Annotated in this window: 14 protein-coding genes; 6 read left to right on the top strand and 8 right to left on the bottom strand. The window is 63.0% G+C overall.

Features of this window, described 5'->3' with window-relative positions; all coding sequences use genetic code 11:
* The 5 genes from CFR80_RS13500 to glpD form a co-directional block, all read right to left on the bottom strand.
* Positions 1–252 (bottom strand): transposase (locus CFR80_RS13500; protein WP_181418230.1); only part of this gene is annotated, 252 nt, incomplete at its 3' end.
* A 53-nt stretch (positions 253–305) separates the two neighbouring features.
* Positions 306–1,412, bottom strand: a complete 1,107-nt coding sequence (gene fbaA / locus CFR80_RS13495) for a class II fructose-bisphosphate aldolase (RefSeq protein WP_010514936.1) — start codon at positions 1,410–1,412, stop codon at positions 306–308.
* Positions 1,413–1,460: 48 nt separating this feature from the next.
* Positions 1,461–2,447, bottom strand: a complete 987-nt coding sequence (gene glpX / locus CFR80_RS13490) for a class II fructose-bisphosphatase (protein WP_010514935.1) — start codon at positions 2,445–2,447, stop codon at positions 1,461–1,463.
* Between the two features lie 35 nt (positions 2,448–2,482).
* Complete coding sequence (gene glpK / locus CFR80_RS13485) at positions 2,483–3,982, bottom strand: glycerol kinase GlpK (RefSeq protein ID WP_010514934.1); 1,500 nt, start codon at positions 3,980–3,982, stop codon at positions 2,483–2,485.
* A 70-nt stretch (positions 3,983–4,052) separates the two neighbouring features.
* Positions 4,053–5,615, bottom strand: a complete 1,563-nt coding sequence (glpD, locus tag CFR80_RS13480; protein WP_110507525.1) for a glycerol-3-phosphate dehydrogenase — start codon at positions 5,613–5,615, stop codon at positions 4,053–4,055.
* 462 nt (positions 5,616–6,077) lie between these two features.
* Between glpD and CFR80_RS13475 the strand changes: the two genes are divergently transcribed.
* Complete coding sequence (locus CFR80_RS13475) at positions 6,078–6,890, top strand: MIP/aquaporin family protein (protein WP_010514931.1); 813 nt, start codon at positions 6,078–6,080, stop codon at positions 6,888–6,890.
* Positions 6,891–7,105: 215 nt separating this feature from the next.
* Here CFR80_RS13475 and CFR80_RS13470 read toward each other — a convergent pair whose 3' ends face one another.
* Positions 7,106–7,549: an Lrp/AsnC family transcriptional regulator gene (locus tag CFR80_RS13470; protein WP_010514929.1), complete on the bottom strand. Its 444-nt coding sequence runs from the start codon at positions 7,547–7,549 to the stop codon at positions 7,106–7,108.
* Between the two features lie 140 nt (positions 7,550–7,689).
* On the opposite strand from CFR80_RS13470, the gene alr reads away from it, so the two are divergent.
* Positions 7,690–8,835, top strand: coding sequence for an alanine racemase (gene alr, locus CFR80_RS13465; RefSeq protein WP_010514928.1), 1,146 nt, complete (start codon positions 7,690–7,692; stop codon positions 8,833–8,835).
* A 34-nt stretch (positions 8,836–8,869) separates the two neighbouring features.
* Positions 8,870–10,126 (top strand): D-amino acid dehydrogenase, encoded by a 1,257-nt coding sequence (locus tag CFR80_RS13460; protein WP_010514927.1) that lies wholly within the window; start codon positions 8,870–8,872, stop codon positions 10,124–10,126.
* A gap of 3 nt (positions 10,127–10,129) precedes the next feature.
* On the opposite strand, the gene CFR80_RS13455 is transcribed toward CFR80_RS13460, so the two are convergent.
* On the bottom strand, positions 10,130–11,089 hold the full coding sequence (locus CFR80_RS13455; protein ID WP_010514925.1) for a LysR family transcriptional regulator: 960 nt from the start codon (positions 11,087–11,089) through the stop codon (positions 10,130–10,132).
* Between the two features lie 172 nt (positions 11,090–11,261).
* On the opposite strand from CFR80_RS13455, the gene CFR80_RS13450 reads away from it, so the two are divergent.
* Genes CFR80_RS13450 through CFR80_RS13440 form a run of 3 tightly spaced genes read left to right on the top strand, consistent with a single transcriptional unit; the run spans position 11,262 to position 15,501 of the window.
* Entirely contained in the window at positions 11,262–12,857 is a 1,596-nt protein-coding gene (locus tag CFR80_RS13450; protein ID WP_010514924.1) for an MFS transporter, read from the top strand.
* A gap of 18 nt (positions 12,858–12,875) precedes the next feature.
* On the top strand, positions 12,876–13,952 hold the full coding sequence (locus CFR80_RS13445; protein ID WP_029329542.1) for an HlyD family secretion protein: 1,077 nt from the start codon (positions 12,876–12,878) through the stop codon (positions 13,950–13,952).
* Positions 13,939–15,501, top strand: coding sequence for an efflux transporter outer membrane subunit (locus CFR80_RS13440; protein ID WP_181418229.1), 1,563 nt, complete (start codon positions 13,939–13,941; stop codon positions 15,499–15,501). The genes CFR80_RS13445 and CFR80_RS13440 overlap by 14 nt, the downstream gene beginning before the upstream one ends.
* A gap of 114 nt (positions 15,502–15,615) precedes the next feature.
* Here the strand turns inward: CFR80_RS13440 and CFR80_RS13435 are convergent, their stop codons facing one another.
* Positions 15,616–17,010 carry an FUSC family protein gene (locus tag CFR80_RS13435; RefSeq protein ID WP_258367810.1) on the bottom strand — a complete coding sequence of 465 codons (1,395 nt, stop codon included), beginning with the start codon at positions 17,008–17,010 and terminating at the stop codon, positions 15,616–15,618.
* Positions 17,011–17,153 lie beyond the last annotated feature (143 nt).

Raw genomic sequence — 17,153 nt, 5'->3', positions numbered from 1 at the left:
ATATGTCGCCCGCTCGATCCGGCGTGAGGAAAACAACCCGTTCGCATAGCTGAAGATCAGAAGGGCCAGCATCAGGCGCGGATGGTACTGTGCCTTGCCACCCGTGCGCACTGGCACGCAGAACGCACTCATCGGAACCCGCTCAACGGCTGCGACAATGAAATGCGCCATATCGTCAGCAGGAAGCCACGACTTCAGATCAGGCGGCAGAAGATACGGCTGAGACCGGTCAAACGGGATGAAACTGCTCATCTCACCACCTTACAACCTTACCCCTTCACTGGGTACCCCAACCCGACAGGCTGCTAGACGGCGCGCGCGACACTGCGCCCGGTGGCCCCCAGATCGGCAAAGGACTGTTCCAGCCGGGCCACGATCCCCTGCTCACCAACCCGCAGCCACTTGCGCGGATCATACAGCTTCTTGGTGGGCTTTCCGGTGCCGGGTGCGATCTGGTGGCTGAAGGCTTCGGCATGTTCATGCACATAGCGGCCGATGCTGCTGGCGAAGGCAAACTGGATATCGGTATCGATATTCATCTTGAACACGCCATAGGACACGGCTTCGGTAATCTTGGCCTGTTCGGACCCCGAACCACCGTGGAACACCAGCGCCAGCGGCTTTTCGCCCCGGCCGGTGGCCTGCGCCACCGCCGCCTGCGAATTACGCAGGATTTCAGGCCGGAGCTTGACATTACCAGGCGCGTAAACGCCATGCACGTTGCCAAAAGACGCGGCAATGGTCACGAAGCCAAGCGGGGACAGCGCCTCGTACGCCTTCAGCACGTCTTCGGGCTGGGTATAGAGATGGGCGTTGTCCGCGCCGTCATCGACGTCGTGGCCCACGCCATCCTCCTCCCCGCCGGTAACGCCCAGTTCGATTTCAAGGCCGATGCCCAACGGGGCCATGCGACGCAGGAAAGCAGCGCATTCGGCAATGTTGTCGTCCAGCGGCTCGGCCGAAAGGTCGATCATGTGCGAGGAAAACAGCGGACGCCCTGTTTCCCTGACCGCTTCCTCGCTGGCATCGATCAGGCCCGAGATCCACGGCAGCAGCTTGCGGTCGGCATGGTCGGTATGCAGGATCACGCACACGCCATAGGCCGCCGCCACCGTATGGACATGACGGGCCGCGGCCACGGCGCCCAGTACGCGGGCCTGATCCGCATCCTTCATGCCTTCACCCGCGTAAAAACGCGCGCCGCCGTTGGACAGCTGGATAATGACATCGGCACGGTTGCGGGCGGCGGCTTCCAGCACGGCGTTGATGCTGTCCGTTCCCACCACGTTTACCGCCGGCAGGGCATAGCCTTCGTCCCGGCAGGTTTCAACCAGACGGCGGTAATCCGCGCCCGTCACCACGCCGGGCTTCAGTCCCAGCCGGTCGGACGCCGGGGTCGCTTTGTCGGTCATGTCGTTCCTCTATTGCCTGTTATTGTTGTTATGCAATGGATGAAATGCTCACCAGGTCTTGGTCTGGTAGTCGTGATGGCCCTCCACGAAACGGATGGTACCGGACTTGGAACGCATGACCAGCGAATGCGTGACCGTGCGGATCCCGCTGCGGCGGATACCGCGCAGCAGGGCGCCCCCCGTAACACCGGTGGCCGAAAACAGCACGTCGCCCCGCGCCATGTCTTCCAGCGCCAGCTTGCGAGAAGGATCCGCGCCCGGGTTCATCCTGCGCGCACGTTCAATCTGCGCATCATCTTCAAACAGCAGGCGGCCCTGCATCTGCCCATGCACGCAGCGCACGGCGGCAGCGGCCAGAACGCCTTCCGGCGCGCCGCCGGACCCCACGTAGATGTCGATTTCACTATCATCAAGGCAGGCGGCGATGGCCGCAGCCACGTCACCATCACTCAGCAACGTCACGCGCGCGCCGGCAGCACGGGCGCGGGTGATCAGTTCCTCATGACGTTCACGGTCCAGCGTGCACAGCATGAGGTCGGACACCGCACATTTCTTGGCGGTGGCCAGGGCCTTGAGGTTGGCTTCGATGCTGTTGTCCAGGTCAACCACGCCTTCAGGCAGGTTGGGACCAACCACGATCTTGTCCATGTAGATGTCAGGGGCGTGCAGGAAGTTGCCGCTTTCCGCCAACGCCACGACCGTCAGCGCGTTGGGCAGGTTCTTGGCGCACAGGTTGGTGCCTTCCAGCGGGTCCACGGCAATATCCATGCCGGGGCCACCCGCGCCCACGTTTTCCCCGATGAACAGCATCGGGGCCTCGTCCATCTCGCCTTCGCCAATCACCACGGTGCCGTTGATGGCCACCGTATCGAACGCGCGACGCATGGCCTCCACCGCCGCGCCGTCGGCTTCATTCTTCAGGCCACGGCCGGTCCATGCCGATGCGGCCACGGCGGCCGCTTCCGTCACGCGGACAAGTTCAAGGGCAAGATTGCGATCCGTAACCTGATAGGGATTCTGCCGGATGGAGGTCATGAAATACTTTTCCTGTCTTCTTCGCTATTCATAGGTTACGCGGCAACGGTGGAACTGAGGGTGCGGCGCACCGCCACATGCCACCCGGCCACCATACTGTCGCGCTGGGCCTTGTCCATTGTCGGGCGGAACAGCTGACCGCGGCTCCAGGTGCCCTCCAGTTCGGCGATGCTGCTCCATACTCCTGTCGCCAGTCCCGCCAGGAAGGCAGCGCCAAGGGCGGTTGTCTCGACCTGTTTTGGCCGTTCAACCGGCGTGCGCAGCATATCGGCAAGGAACTGGCAGAACCAGTCATTGACCGACATCCCGCCATCAACACGCAGTGCGCTCAGTTCCTCGCCACCATCCTCATGCATCGCATCCATAAGATCCAGCGTCTGGTATGCCACCGATTCCAGTGCCGCCCGCGCGATATGGGCCGCCGTCGCATCCAGCGTCAGCCCGCAGATCAGGCCACGGGCATCGGGGTCCCAGTGGGGGGCGCCAAGGCCAACAAAGCCAGGCACCATGTACACCCCGTGGCTGTGCGGCACGCGGGTGGCCATGTCATCGGTCTGGGAAGCATGGGTAATCAGGTTCAGCCCGTCACGCAGCCAGCGGATGGCGGCACCAGCCACGAAAATCGACCCCTCCAGCGCATATGTCGTCTCATCCCCGATGCGATAGGCAATGGTGGTCAGCATGCGGTTTTCGGATTCGACCGGCGTGGTCCCGGTATTGAGCAGCGCGAAGCAGCCCGTGCCGTAGGTCGCCTTGGCCGTGCCGGGCCTGAAGCAGGCCTGTCCGACCATGGCGGCATTCTGGTCGCCCGCCATGCCCGCGACCTTCAGCGGTTCGCCAAACAGGTCGGCTTCGGTCTCGCCAAAGATTTCGCTGTTGGTGCGCACTTCGGGCAGGATGGCGCGCGGCACGTTGAACAGCGCCAGCAGGTCATCATCCCACGCGCAGGTATGGATGTTGAACAGCAGCGTGCGCGCGGCATTGGTCGTATCGGTGGCATGCACCCGCCCACCCGTCAGCCGCCACAGGAGGAAGCTGTCGATCGTGCCACAGGCCAGCCTGCCCTGTTCGGCCTTCGCGCGCGCGCCTTCGACATTGTCGAGGATCCATGCGATTTTCGTAGCCGAGAAATACGGGTCCAGCAGCAGGCCGGTACGTTCGCGCACCAGCGCCTCATGCCCTTCTTCATGCATGCGCGCGCACACGGACGTGGTCCGCCGGTCCTGCCACACAATTGCGCGGTGGACCGGTTTGCCCGTTTCCCGATCCCATACCACGATGGTTTCGCGCTGGTTGGTAATGCCGATTCCCGCGATCACGCCGGGGCCACCGGCTTTTTCAATGGCTTCGCGCGCAGTGGACAGTACGTTGGACCAGATTTCTTCCGGGTCATGTTCCACCCATCCCTGGTTGGGATAATGCTGGGCGAATTCAGTGCGGGAGACGGAAAGCGCCGTAATATCACGATCGAACACGATGCTGCGGGTCGAGGTCGTTCCCTGATCGATAGCGAGAATTCTGTTCTTCTTGTTCATTATCTTCTCCTGCCCGGACGGGCGGATACAGGTTCTGGCCGTGGGCGATGTTACGCCCACGGCCTGTTTGTCACGAAGCCGATTTTGCCGCGACCGGCTGGCGGCCACGCAGGTAGGTGTCAAGGCGGCCCGCATCTTCATCGGTCACATGCAGGCCCATACGCGAACGCCGCCACAGGATGTCCTCGGTCGTCTGCGCCCATTCGCTGGCGATCAGGTATTCCACCTCGCGCGCGGTCAGGCCGCCACCGAACTGTTCACCCATATCGGCCATGCTGCAGGCATCACCCACGATCTCGGTCGCGCGGGAGCCGTAGTTACGCACCAGACGCCAGCACAGCTGCGCATCAAGGAACGGGGCCTTTGCCGCAAGGCGGCTGACGGCGCCATCGAACCCGCCCTCACCCAGATCGCCACCGGGCAGCACCCGGTCCGCAGTCCAGCCCGGCGCGGACAGGACCGGCAGGAAGGGCTGCAGCTTCTCCAGCGCATGTTCGGCCAGACGGCGGTAGGTGGTGATCTTGCCCCCGAAAATGGACAGCATCGGCGCCTGGTTGCCCTGTGTATCAACATCCAGCACGTAATCACGCGTCACGGCGGAGGCATTCTTGGCCGCATCATCATACAGCGGACGCACACCGGCATAGCTCCACACCACGTCATCAGGCGTGACCGGCTTGGTGAAATAGCGGCTGACGCTGTCGCACAGGTAGCTGATTTCCTCAGGCGAGATCTCGACCCGGCCGGGGGCCTGCGTCCATGGCACGTCGGTCGTGCCGATCAGGGTGAATTTCTGCTCATACGGAATGGCGAACACGATACGCTTGTCCGGATTCTGCAGGATATAGGCCTGCGGGCCGTCAAACAGGCGCGGCACCACGATATGGCTTCCCTTGACCAGACGCACGTTCTTGTCGGAATCGACCTGCGCGCGTTCGCGCAGCACTTCGCTTACCCACGGGCCACCGGCATTGACCAGCACCTTCGCGTGAACGGTGGTCTGGCTGCCATCGCGCGTGTTCTCGATCACGGCCTCCCACAGGCCATTCACCCGGCGGGCCTGCACAAGGCGGGTACGGGTGCGGATGTCCGCGCCATACGTCCGTGCATCCATGGCGTTAAGCACGACAAGGCGGCTGTCCTGCACCCAGCCATCGGAATAGGCAAAGCCACGCGCCAGCGTGCCGTTGAGTGGCTTGCCCGCCGAGTTGGTGCGGAAGTCAAGCGACTTGCACTTGGGCAGCGTCATGTTGGGCGCAAGGTGATCGTACAGGAACAGGCCAAGGCGCAGCATCCATGCAGGCCGCGCCTGCGGGGTATAGGGCAGCACGAAACGCATGGGCCAGATAATGTGCGGCGCAATGCGCAGCAGCCGTTCGCGTTCGATCAGTGCTTCGCGCACCAGACGGAATTCATAATATTCAAGATAGCGCAGACCGCCATGGATCAGCTTGGTGCTGGCGGATGACGTGTAGCTGGCAAGGTCGTCCTGTTCGACCAGCAGGACGGATGCGCCCCGCCCTGCGGCATCGCGCGCGATGCCCGTGCCGTTAATCCCCCCGCCCACGACCAGCAGGTCAAGCGGACCGCCCTGTACCGCGGGGGTGCGGAATGTTTCGTCCTTGGACGCCATGGTAGATGTTCCTCCTGATACACATGTTCGTAAACGAACATCATGAGCGTTTCAATAGGGAAAGCGCACATCAAACCCGGATATTTCAGGACATGTTTTATGCATAAATATTGCCGGTTTTAGCCATAAATTCGCCACCTGCCGGTATTTATCTGTCAGGGCGGTTTTTGTGCATGTGCGAAAACGCACAGCACGGCCTGACACGATGCCCCTGTCGCTGCCCGGCATATGGCAGAACGACAGACCCAGAATCCGGCAGGTTGGAGATATTTCATGTCATATAATGAAATAAATGGAAATAATGAAATAAATGGAAAAAGGAGAACCTCACGACCCGGTCCGCGCGCACGCCTCTTCCCCACCCAGAAATGTTCGTTTAAGAACATGGCAGGGCAGGAAAACCGCCACAAGGCGGACAGCCCATTCCCATCGAACGATAATAAAAGAATAAAGTGGGTTAAAATGCTGAAGAACCGACAGTTTCTGGGCGAATTGATATCGGAATGCATCGCGGTCATGATCATTGTCCTGATCGGCGATTCCGTAGCCGCCATGTACACCCTGTATGATCCCAGCCCCTACAAGCTTTCCTACTGGGGGGTGTCCATTGTCTGGGGGCTGGGTGTCACCATCGCCATTTACGTGACCGGCAGTGTATCGGGCACGCATGCCAACCCTGCCGTATCGGTGGCGCTGGCGCTTTACCGTGGTTTTCCATGGCGCAAGGTGCCCGCTTACTGCGTGGCACAGGTACTGGGGGGTATTCTGGGGGCGGCCCTTGTCTATACGCTGTACCAGCCGGTCATAGACCATTACAACCAGTTGCACGGCCTGACCCGCGCCGATGGCGGGGCGGCGGGCGTATTCTTCACCCATCCCGGCGAATTCATCACGCCATTCCATGCCTTCGTGGATGAAACCATCCTGACCGCACTGCTGGTCGGCGGCATCTTCGCGATCACCTGCGAATATAACACCGTCGCCCCGCAGGCCAATTCCAGCGCGCTGATCATCGGCCTGCTGGTGGCCAGCATTGGCGCGTGCTCGGGCTATCTGGAAGCATGGGCCATCAACCCTGCCCGTGACTTCGGGCCACGCCTGTTCTGCTTCCTGACCGGGTGGGGCGGGTCCGCCCTGCCCTCGCCAGACAATTTCTGGTGGGTGCCGATCATCGGCCCGCTGGCAGGCGGCGTGATCGGCGCGAGCTGCTACCAGTTCCTGATCCGCCCGTTCATTCCGCGTCAGGGCAGCCCGGTCATCCCGCCCGTGCCGTAATCCCTTCCATCCCTTACGCTACAGCCCGGGGCAGGTCCCGCCTGCCCCGGGCGCCTGTCCGGGCCAGAATGCGCCCCAAACCGCAGGCAAATTATCGTGATGCTTCGTGATCCAGCGGTTTTCATCACTTTAGCGGGTACGCCGCCTTTTTGAAAAAGGCGGCACCCAAAAGCTTTTATCTCTATTTATCAAAGAGATATTTTCGAATCCGCAGCCTAACGCTGCACCACGGTGCGGATGGCGAAATTGCTCTGGATCCGGGCCACACCGGGCATGCGCGACAGTTCTTCCTTATGAATGCGTTCATAATCAGCCGCGTCCCGTGCCTCGACACGAACCAGATAATCGGCATCGCCCGTCATCAGGTAACATTCACGCACGTCGGCGCATTCGCGCACGCGGGCTTCGAACCGACGCAGGCATTCCTCCGTCTGGCGTTCCAGCGTGATCTGCACGATCACGGTGGTCATGCCATGGACCGAACGCTCATCCACCAGCGCGCGATACCCCCGGATCACCCCATCCTTTTCCAGCATCCGCACCCGCCGCAGGCACGCGGACGGGGACAGGCCAACCTTCTGCGCCAGGTCGGCATTGCTGATTCGGCCATCATGGCGAAGGTGGCGCAGTATGGCGTCTGTCAGACGGTCGAATGCCATGGTGAATTTTCCGCTTTTTTTCGTATATAATTGCGTACAGATGATCCGTAATTGCATGAAATTGCTTTAAACGACAGGACATTCTGTTTCTGTCAGCATACGATCAACCTGTTCCACCAGCCCGATGGAGTGCCCGCCCCATGTCCGAACTGCCTTCCCCCCCGCATGCGACCGGGTGGGCCGAACCCGGTGCGGGCGCGATGCTGGAAATCGACCTTGGGGCCATTGCCGCGAATTACCGTCTGCTCGACGCGCGCACGGGCACGGCCACATGTGCGGCCGTGGTCAAGGCAGATGCCTACGGGCTGGGTGCCCACCGGGTCGCGCCCGTGCTGGAACAGGCTGGCGCACATACCTTTTTCGTCGCCCATCTGGAGGAAGGCATCCGCCTGCGGTGCTGCATCTCCCGCTCCTCACGCATTTTTGTCCTGCATGGCCCCATGCCAGGCACCGAAGCCGAATTTACGCATCATGACCTGCTGCCGGTACTCAACAGCATGGAACAGATCGCCGGGTGGCATGCGCATGCGGGCCGGACGGGCACGCCCCTGCCCGCAGCCCTGCAGGTTGATACCGGCATGTCACGCTTCGGCCTGTCCGATACGGATATTGCAACGCTGTCGGCCCGTCCGGACCTGCTGGATGGTATCGATACACGGCTGGTGATGAGCCACCTTGCCTGTGCCGATACCCCAGCCAGCCCGGCCAACGCCATGCAGCGCGACCGCCTGCGCGCCATGGCGGCCCGCCTGCCCACAGCCCCGCTGGCGCTTTCGGCCTCATCGGGGATTTTCCTTGGGCCGGACTACCATTTCGACCTCGTGCGGCCCGGTGCCGCCCTGTATGGGCTGGCGCCCAACGAAAACGCGCCCAATCCCCTGCGCCCCACGGTGCGGCTGGCCGCGCGCATTGTCCAGCGCCGCGCCATCACCACAGGCGACGGCGTGGGCTATGGCCTGACATGGCGGGCCACCGGGCCGCGCCGGATCGCGACGCTTGGCATTGGCTATGCCGATGGCTTCCTGCGCCACGGCGCCGATGGCGGCGGCTGTGCCTGGCTGGGAGAATACCGGCTGCCGATCCTGGGCCGCATTTCCATGGATTCCACCACAGTCGACGTGACAGATGTGCCCGACAGCGTCATGGCGCGCGCCACGCATGTGGACATGATCGGCCCACGCCGCAGCGTGGATGATGTCGCCCGGTCCGCCGGCACCATCGGCTACGAGGTGCTGACGGCGCTGGGATCCCGTTTCCATCGCGCATACCTGACACAGGCGGCGTGATACGTTTCCACCTGCCAGGGAAGGCAACTGTGTAATGAAAATCATCGTTCTGGGTAGCGGTGTCGTCGGTGTGACATCGGCATGGTACCTTGCGCAGGCCGGACACGAGGTCACGGTCGTGGACCGCCAGCCTGAAGCCGGCCTTGAAACCAGCTTCGCCAATGCGGGTCAGGTCTCGCCGGGGTATTCGTCGCCATGGGCGGGACCGGGCGTGCCGCTGAAGTCGATCAAGTGGCTGCTGATGAAGTACCGCCCCTTCGTATTCTGGCCCATGCCCGACCCGCATCTGTGGAAATGGCTGGTGCAGATGCTGGAAAACTGCACCGCCACCGCGTACGACCGCAACAAGGGGCGCATGGTGCGGATTGCTGAATACAGCCGCGACATGATGATGGAACTGCGCACCAGCACCGGCATCACCTATGATGACCGACAGCAGGGCACGCTGCAGGTATTCCGCACGCAAAAGCAGCTTGATGACATTGCGGGGGACATCCGCGTGCTTGAGCAGTACAACGTGCCCTACGAAATACTGACGCGCGAAGGCTGCGTGAAGGCCGAACCGGGGCTGGGCACATCAGCGCACAAGATCGTGGGTGGCCTGCGCCTGCCGGGTGACGAGACGGGGGATGCGTTCCTGTTTACCCAGCGTCTTGCCGCGCTGGCGGCAAAGGCGGGTGTGGCCTTCCATTATGATACCCGCATCCGCACCATGACCAGCGATGGCGGCCGCATTACCGGGATCGAGACCAGCCGTGGCCAGATGGTGGCGGATTCATATGTCCTGTCACTGGGCAGCTATTCGCCAGCCATGGTACGCCACCTCGGGCTGGACCTGCCGATCTATCCGGTCAAGGGATATTCGCTGACCGCTGATATCGTGAATGAAAAACAGGCCCCTGCCTCCACCATCATGGATGAGACATTCAAGATCGGCATTACCCGCCTTGGCGAACGCATCCGCGTGGGCGGCACGGCGGAACTGGCCGGGTTCAGCACGAAGCTGCGCGCGCCACGGCGCGAGACGCTGGAACATTCGGTTACCGACCTGTTCCCCGGTGGCGGTAATATTCCCGCCGCCCGGTTCTGGACCGGACTGCGGCCGATGACGCCCGATGGCACGCCCATCATCGGCCGCACGAAATATGACAACCTGTTCCTCAACACCGGGCATGGCACGCTGGGCTGGACCATGGCCTGTGGATCGGGCCGGGTTCTGGCGGACATCATGTCGAACCGCATGCCCGAAATCCCGTACGAGGATCTGGGCGTCGTGCGCTACGGGCAGTAACCCCTATCCCCCCGCCAGCACCGGGGCGGGGGAAAACCCGTCAGGCGGAACATCCCCACGCTGGCGCACGACCTGATACACCGTCTGGCGCAGCCAGCGATGCACCGGGTCGCTGTCGCGCCGGGGGTGCCATGCCTGAAACGAATGCACCGGGGGCAGGTCGAACGGGAACTCGAATTCCTCAAGGTGCATGGAGCGTATGGGCAGGTAATCGATGGCGATACCCGGCAGTGGCAGGATCATGTCCGTCATACGCAGCGTTTCAACCATGGCGTAATAGGTGGGAACGACCATCACGACCCGGCGCTTCAGCCCGAAACGCTCCTTCAGCACCGTATCGATCGGCCCGTGCGGCCGCCCCCGGCGCGAGACACTTATATGTTCGTACCGCGCGACCGAGGCCGGGGTGATCCCTTCGGCCAGAATGGGGTGCCCAGCACGCACCAGTGCCCTGAACGAGGTGGGAAAAATGCTCTGGCGCCGTATTTCCGAACGCATGTCATCGGATGCGCCCAGATAGAGGTCGATCCGCCCTTCACGCAGGTCGTTGCTGGGTTCTTCATCCGTCTCCGGGGCAAAGGTAATGGTGCAGCCGGGGCAGTCGCGCCGCAGCGCCGCAAGGATTTCAGCACCGAACGCCCCCACGATCAGGTCATTGGCCCGCAGGGTGAAATGGGGCGACAGGCCCGCAAGGTCGAGGGTGTCCTGCTCCTCCAGCAGGGAGTCCGCGCTTTCAACCAGCGCCTGCACCCGTTCACGGATACCCAGCGCAAACGTCGTTGCAACCAGCCTGCGCCCCGACGCGACAAGGATGGGATCACCAAAGACCACGCGCAGCTTGGCGAGGCTGCGGCTCATGGCGGCCTCGCTCATCTGCAGCCTGCGTGCGGCGTGGGAGACGCCTTCTTCCTCGATCAGGGCCTGAAGGCTGCGCAGCAGGTCGAGATCATACCGTTTCCTCATACCCCTGCGTATCTTCCCCACCATGCAAACCGGAACGCGATCGTCCCGATTATCCTGAAAAAACGGATTTGACCAATCCGTAAAATGAAGGTGTCACCTTACGCGATCATGGGTATTCGCGCACGCCCCCCGCGCCGATCATGTGCCCGTTTTCCCATCGGGACAGATAAATGTGAACGCCGCCCACGCTCCCCCTTCCTATATTCCGCCCTTTGGCATCCGCACGGTCGTGGGGTGCCTTGGGGTGCTGCTGGCCGTGCATGTCGCCGGTTTCAACGAACACATCACGGAAATCGGCCTGCCCGATATCCGTGGGGCCATGCATATCGGCCACGACGAGGGAACGTGGTTCATTTCCATCTATGAATGTTTCAACATCGCGGCGATGGCGTTCACGCCGTGGTTCTACGTCACGTTTTCCATCTACCGCTTTACCCTGTTCATGACGGCACTGCTGGGGCTTCTGGCCATTCCCGCGCCCTACATGCCCGACATGACCACACTATGCATCCTCCGTGCGGTGCAGGGGCTGTCGGCGGGGTGCCTGCCGCCCATCCTCATGACCGTCATGCTCAAATACCTGCCTGCGCCGCTGCGGGTATTCGGCATTGGCGGGTATGCCATGAGTGCCACCTTCGGCCCCAACCTTGGCGGCCCGCTGGAGGCGATGTGGTTCGAACATGTCGGCTGGCGGTGGCTGTACTGGGAAACGCTGCCGCTGTGCGCGGTCGCGGTCCTCATGATCGGGTGGGGACTGCCGCGCGATCCGTCGCACTGGGAACGGTTCCGCAATTTCAACTGGCGCGGCTTCATACTGGGGGTTCCGGCCATCATGTGCGTGGTGACCGTACTGTATCAGGGGGACCGGCTGGACTGGTTCCGCTCCCCCGTCATCACGCACCTGACATTCTGGGGCGGGGCGCTGTTCATTGCCTTCCTTGCGCATGAATGGTTCCACCACAGCCCATTCTTCCGCATCCAGTTCTGGGGCAATCGCAACATCGCCATGTCGCTGCTGACGCTGGTGGCGTCCCTCATGATCTGCGGGCTCATGACGGAAATCCCGTTCACCTACCTTGCCGACATACGCGGCTACCGCCCTGTTCAGGCAGCCCCCGTCGCGCTGGTCGTGGCCCTGCCGCAACTGGTCCTGCTGCCGCTGACGGCGGCGATATGCAACATCCGTGCGGTGGACTGCCGGTACGTGCTGGCCATCGGCCTTGTATGCCTTGGGGTCGCGGCATGGCTGGGCACGTGGCTGACGCCCGACTGGGTGCGTGACAATTTCCTGGTCATCCAGATCCTCCAGGTGTTCGGGCAGCCGATGGTGGTGATTCCCACCCTCATGCTGGCCGCACTGGGGCTGGGGCCTGCGGACGGACCAATGATCTCGGGCATGGTGAACATGCTCAAGGGCATGGCCAACGCCATTGCCACCGCCCTGTTCGAAGTCATGCTGCGCCGGCGCGAGCAGTATCATTCCACCATGCTGCTGGACCTTCACGGCACGCATGGCACGGCGCTGTCGGGCATGGGCGATCCCATTTCCGGGCAGATCGCGGCCACATCGCCCGATGCCGGGCATGTGGCGCGCAACGCACTGCAGATTTTCCATACCTATGTGCATGAACAGGCCACCGTGCTGGCGCTGGCGGACATCTACCTGCTGGTCATGTGGATCTGTGCCTTTTTCCTTGTCCTGGCGGCCATCCTGCCCGGACGCGTCTACCCCCCGCGTGCGCCGGTCCCCGCACCCGCCGCGCACTGAATGATCGGGTCCGAAACAATGCCCCACAAGAAACCCATCATCCTCGCTGGTGCCACGGTCGTTGTCCTGCTTGCGGCCGCCTGGACCGCCGACCGGCTGGTATCGGGCAATGGCACCAGCGAATATACCAACGATGCTTATGTCACGGCGGATTTCACCACCGTGGCGCCCAAGGTACCCGGCCGTATCGACCGCGTGATTGCGCAGGATAACGAGGCCGTCCACCCCGGCGAGGAACTGGCCCATATCGAGGACGAAGACTACCGCGCCGCACTGGAAACCGCCACGGGTGAACGCGAGGCGGCACAGGGGGACGTGGCGAACCTTGAAGCCGAACTGGTGCGCCAGTCGGCCCTGATCGCGCAGGCCCGCGCCAGCGTCAGCGCAGATCAGGCGCAGCTTGTCTTTGCACGGCAGAATGCCCGGCGATACCACAACCTGGCGGCAGACGGGTCCGGCACGCTGGAACAGAATCAGGACAGCGCCGCCCGCCTTCTGGAAGCGCAGGCCCGCCTGGACCATGACAACGCGGCGGTCGAAGCCGAAACCGATCAGGTCGCGGTCCTGCACGCGCGTCTGCTGCATGCGCAGGGTGCGCTGGAACAGGCACGCGGGCGTGAACATACGGCGGGGCTGAACCTGTCCTACTGCACCATTCCCGCCCCGGTCGAAGGCGTGGTTGGTGAGCGTGGCGTGCGCGTGGGCGCCTATGTCCATGCGGGCACGGCCCTGCTGGCGGTGGTGCCGACACAGGCGGCCTACGTTCTGGCCAATTTTCAGGAAACGCAGTTGACCCATGTCCGCACCGGGCAGCGCGCGACCATATGGGTCGACACCTTCCCCGGTCATCCATTGCATGCCCATGTGGACAGTCTGGCACCCGCCACCGGCGTCGCCTTTGCCCCGATCCAGCCGGACAACGCCACCGGCAACTTTACCAAGGTAGTGCAGCGCATTCCCGTCAAGCTGGTGTTCGACCCCGGACAGAAGCTGGCGGGACTGGTCCGAGTTGGCATGTCGGTCGAAGCCCGGATCGATACCATCATCCCGCCGGACGGCCCCCACGCGACGGAGGCCCGCTATGCCTGGCAGTAACGCCACCATGCAGGCCCCCCGCCGCGCGCGGGCGCTGCTGGCCTGTGGCATGACCGCGCTGCTGGTCACCGGCTGCACGGTCGGCCCCAATTACCACCGCAGGCCGCAGCCCGCACCTGCCGCATGGCATGACAGCCTGCCGCCCGCCGAAAGCCACGTCACTGACGCCACGATTGGCGCGCAATGGTGGACCATTTTCAATGATGCCACCCTGACCGCGCTGGAAGCACAGGTGGCGCAGGACAACCTTGACCTGAAGGCCGCATCGTGGCGCTTCGCCCAGAGCATGGCCGAACGCCGTATTGCAAGTGCCGCGCAGTTTCCCCATGCCGAAGCCAATGCGTCCTATGCCCGCGAACGCGCCAGCACCAATGGCGTGCTGGGCCTGCTGGGCACCATGGAACAGCAGGGGGCGGGCACGATCGCCAGCGGCACGCAGGGCTTCGGCCCCACGGCCATGCCCGGATCGATCGGCAACCCGTCCTTCAACCTGCCCCAGTATGGCATGAGCGCATCATGGGAGGTGGACCTGTGGGGACATGTGCGCCGTCAGGTCGAAGCCGCCACCGCCGCCATGCACGCGACCGAAGACATGCGTCGCGGGCTTCTGGTCTCACTTATGGCGGAAACGGCGCAGGACTACCTTGACCTGCGTGGCGTGCAGGCACGCATGGCCATTGTCCGGCAGAACATCGACCTGGCCAGCCGCACGCTGCACCTGACCACGCGCCGCCTGAACGAAGGGGCGGCAACGCGCATGGACATGGCCGATGCGGCAGGGCAGTACGAGGAGTTCCGCTCCCGCCTGCCGGTCCTGCAGGATCAGGAAGCACACCTGCTCAACGCACTGAGCTTTCTGGTCGCGCGCGAACCCGGCGCACTGACCCAAAGCCTTGGGCCGGGGGGGGGCGTGCCGCCCGTGCCGCGTGACATTCCGGCGGGCCTGCCCTCCCAACTGGCGGAACGCAGGCCTGACATCCTCATGGCGGAGGAACGGCTGCACGCCGCCACCGCCAGCATTGGCGTCGCCATTGCCGATTTCTTCCCGCGCGTGACCCTGTCGGGCAGTCTGGATGTGCAGGCGCTGCAGTTCAGCGGGCTGGGAAGCTGGGCATCGCGCCAGTACGGTTTCGGCCCGACCGCGACGTTTCCCATATTCGAGGGTGGACGGCTGACGGGGCAGCTTCGCCTGCGCAAGGCGCAGCAGAAGGAGGCCGCGATCATGCTGCAGCGCACGATGCTCAAGGCATGGCAGGAAATCGATGACGCGATGGCCGACCTGTCATCGGCCCAGAACCAGCGCGACCGGCTGGCCGCCGCCGTGGACCAGAACCAGATTGCCGTGCGCACCGCACAGCGCCAGTATACCGAAGGTTCGGCCGCGTTCCTGAACGTGCTGGAAATGCAGGACCGGCTGCTGGATACGCAGTCACGCCTGATCGAGGCGGATGTCGCGGTCTCGACTTCCGTCACGCATCTGTATCGTGCACTGGGCGGTGGATGGGAAAGCCGTTATCCCCTGCCCCAGCCGCGTCGGAAAAAGGGCTGAAAAAACAAAATAGGGTTTTGGTGGCGCTCTGTTCAAAAAGCTTCAGTAGAACACCGTCTTTTTGCAAAAAGACGGCACCCGAAACCGTTTGTCGGTTCCCCGATATAACAGGGATTATTCCACTCCCGCCGCCATGGCGGCAACACAGGCGGTCGCCGTGCGGCTGATCCCGTCAAGGCAGGCCAGGACCTCCAGCAGTCTGCCATTGCCGGGATCGGCCTTTTCCATGCGGGCCAGCCGCCGGCGCGTGGCCCGGACCACGGCTATGCCGCGCGGGCTGACGGGCCGGTAACGCACCAGCGCGCGCAGCAGCGCGGTAATCACGTCTGACACCGTATCGCGCCGCTGCTGCTTGAGCTGGCGCAGCAGCAGAATATTCAGGCCAACGGACGAAAACATGAGCATAAGCCGGATACCGGATGCAGCGGTGGTATCCTTTTCGTGCGTTGCATGGCGCACCATGCGCCCGATGCGGTCCACGCTGGTGCCAATCCACCACTGGGGCGACGGTGGCAGGGGGACAAGGCACAGCCGCCGCAGTTCACCACGTATATGCATGCCAAAGCGCAGCCGTTCATCCCGCGCACGGAATGGCAGGACCAGCCGGAACACCAGCACGCTCAGCCCCACCGCCAGCACGGTATGGAAGGCGCCGTTCAGGAACGTGACTTCATCCACCCGGCTCTGGTTCCCGGGCATGAGCAGGTTGGGCATCAGCAGCCCGTACGCCGCAGCGGCCCCCGCCGTGCCCCGGTTGCATTTGGCAAGCCCGCCCACAAACAGGAATATGCCCAGCACGAAGGCGAATTCCTCATAGTCCGTCAGGTAAGGCAGTATCCATAAATCAAGACTGCCCGCCGCGATGGCTGACCACACGGCCCCCGACAGGAAGCGGGTCGTGCCCACGACCGGGTTTTCACGCGTGGCGAACAGGCCGCAGACCAGCGTGGTAATGGCAATGAACCCCATGCCACCGGGCCATGCCGTACATTCATATACAAAAGCCGCCAGCATGATGGCCGCGGCCCCCCGCAACCCGTTATAAAACGCCAGCCGGATATCGCGGTGTCCCCCCAGATGAAACCGGAAGCGGTCATGCGGCGGCGGGCTGAAAATGGCATGGCAGTGGTCCAGCGCCGTTTCCAGATCCACCATTGTCGCCGCCAGCACGCCATGGGTAATGCGGTCCATTTCCTGCCTGCCATGCGCCGCACGCCGCGCGAACAGGGCGCGCAGGTGCACCACCTGATCGTGCACGGCATCCAGCGCGCCGGATTTCAGCCGACAGGCCGCAAGCCGGTCGCATAAATGCAGCAGTTGCCCCCGCGTGTCCGCCAGCGCCCCATCATCCGCCAGCACCACCCGCTCCGCCCCGCCGGACAGACCGACAAGACGGGTCACAAGGATCGAGACCTCCGCCAGAACAGCACGGGCATGGTCGCCCGCATGCACCTGCCGCCCCATTTCTATGGCCGGGAATTCCAGCCCCTGATGGACCGATACCACCATGTCCGAAAATTCACCGGCATGGACCAGCGTATCGCGGTCATGTAGGGATCACGACACGAAAGTGTATTTTACGTACGCTTGGAGTGAACACCTGTAGAACTGGCCACATTGAGGTTCACGCAACAAGTAGGGATGCAGGTACC

Origin of the sequence: Komagataeibacter oboediens (assembly GCF_003207815.1) — a bacterium.
In the GTDB taxonomy this organism is placed as follows: domain Bacteria; phylum Pseudomonadota; class Alphaproteobacteria; order Acetobacterales; family Acetobacteraceae; genus Komagataeibacter; species Komagataeibacter oboediens.
The sequence above is the reverse complement of the archived record's forward strand: the minus strand, read 5'-3'. Positions and strand labels throughout refer to the sequence as shown.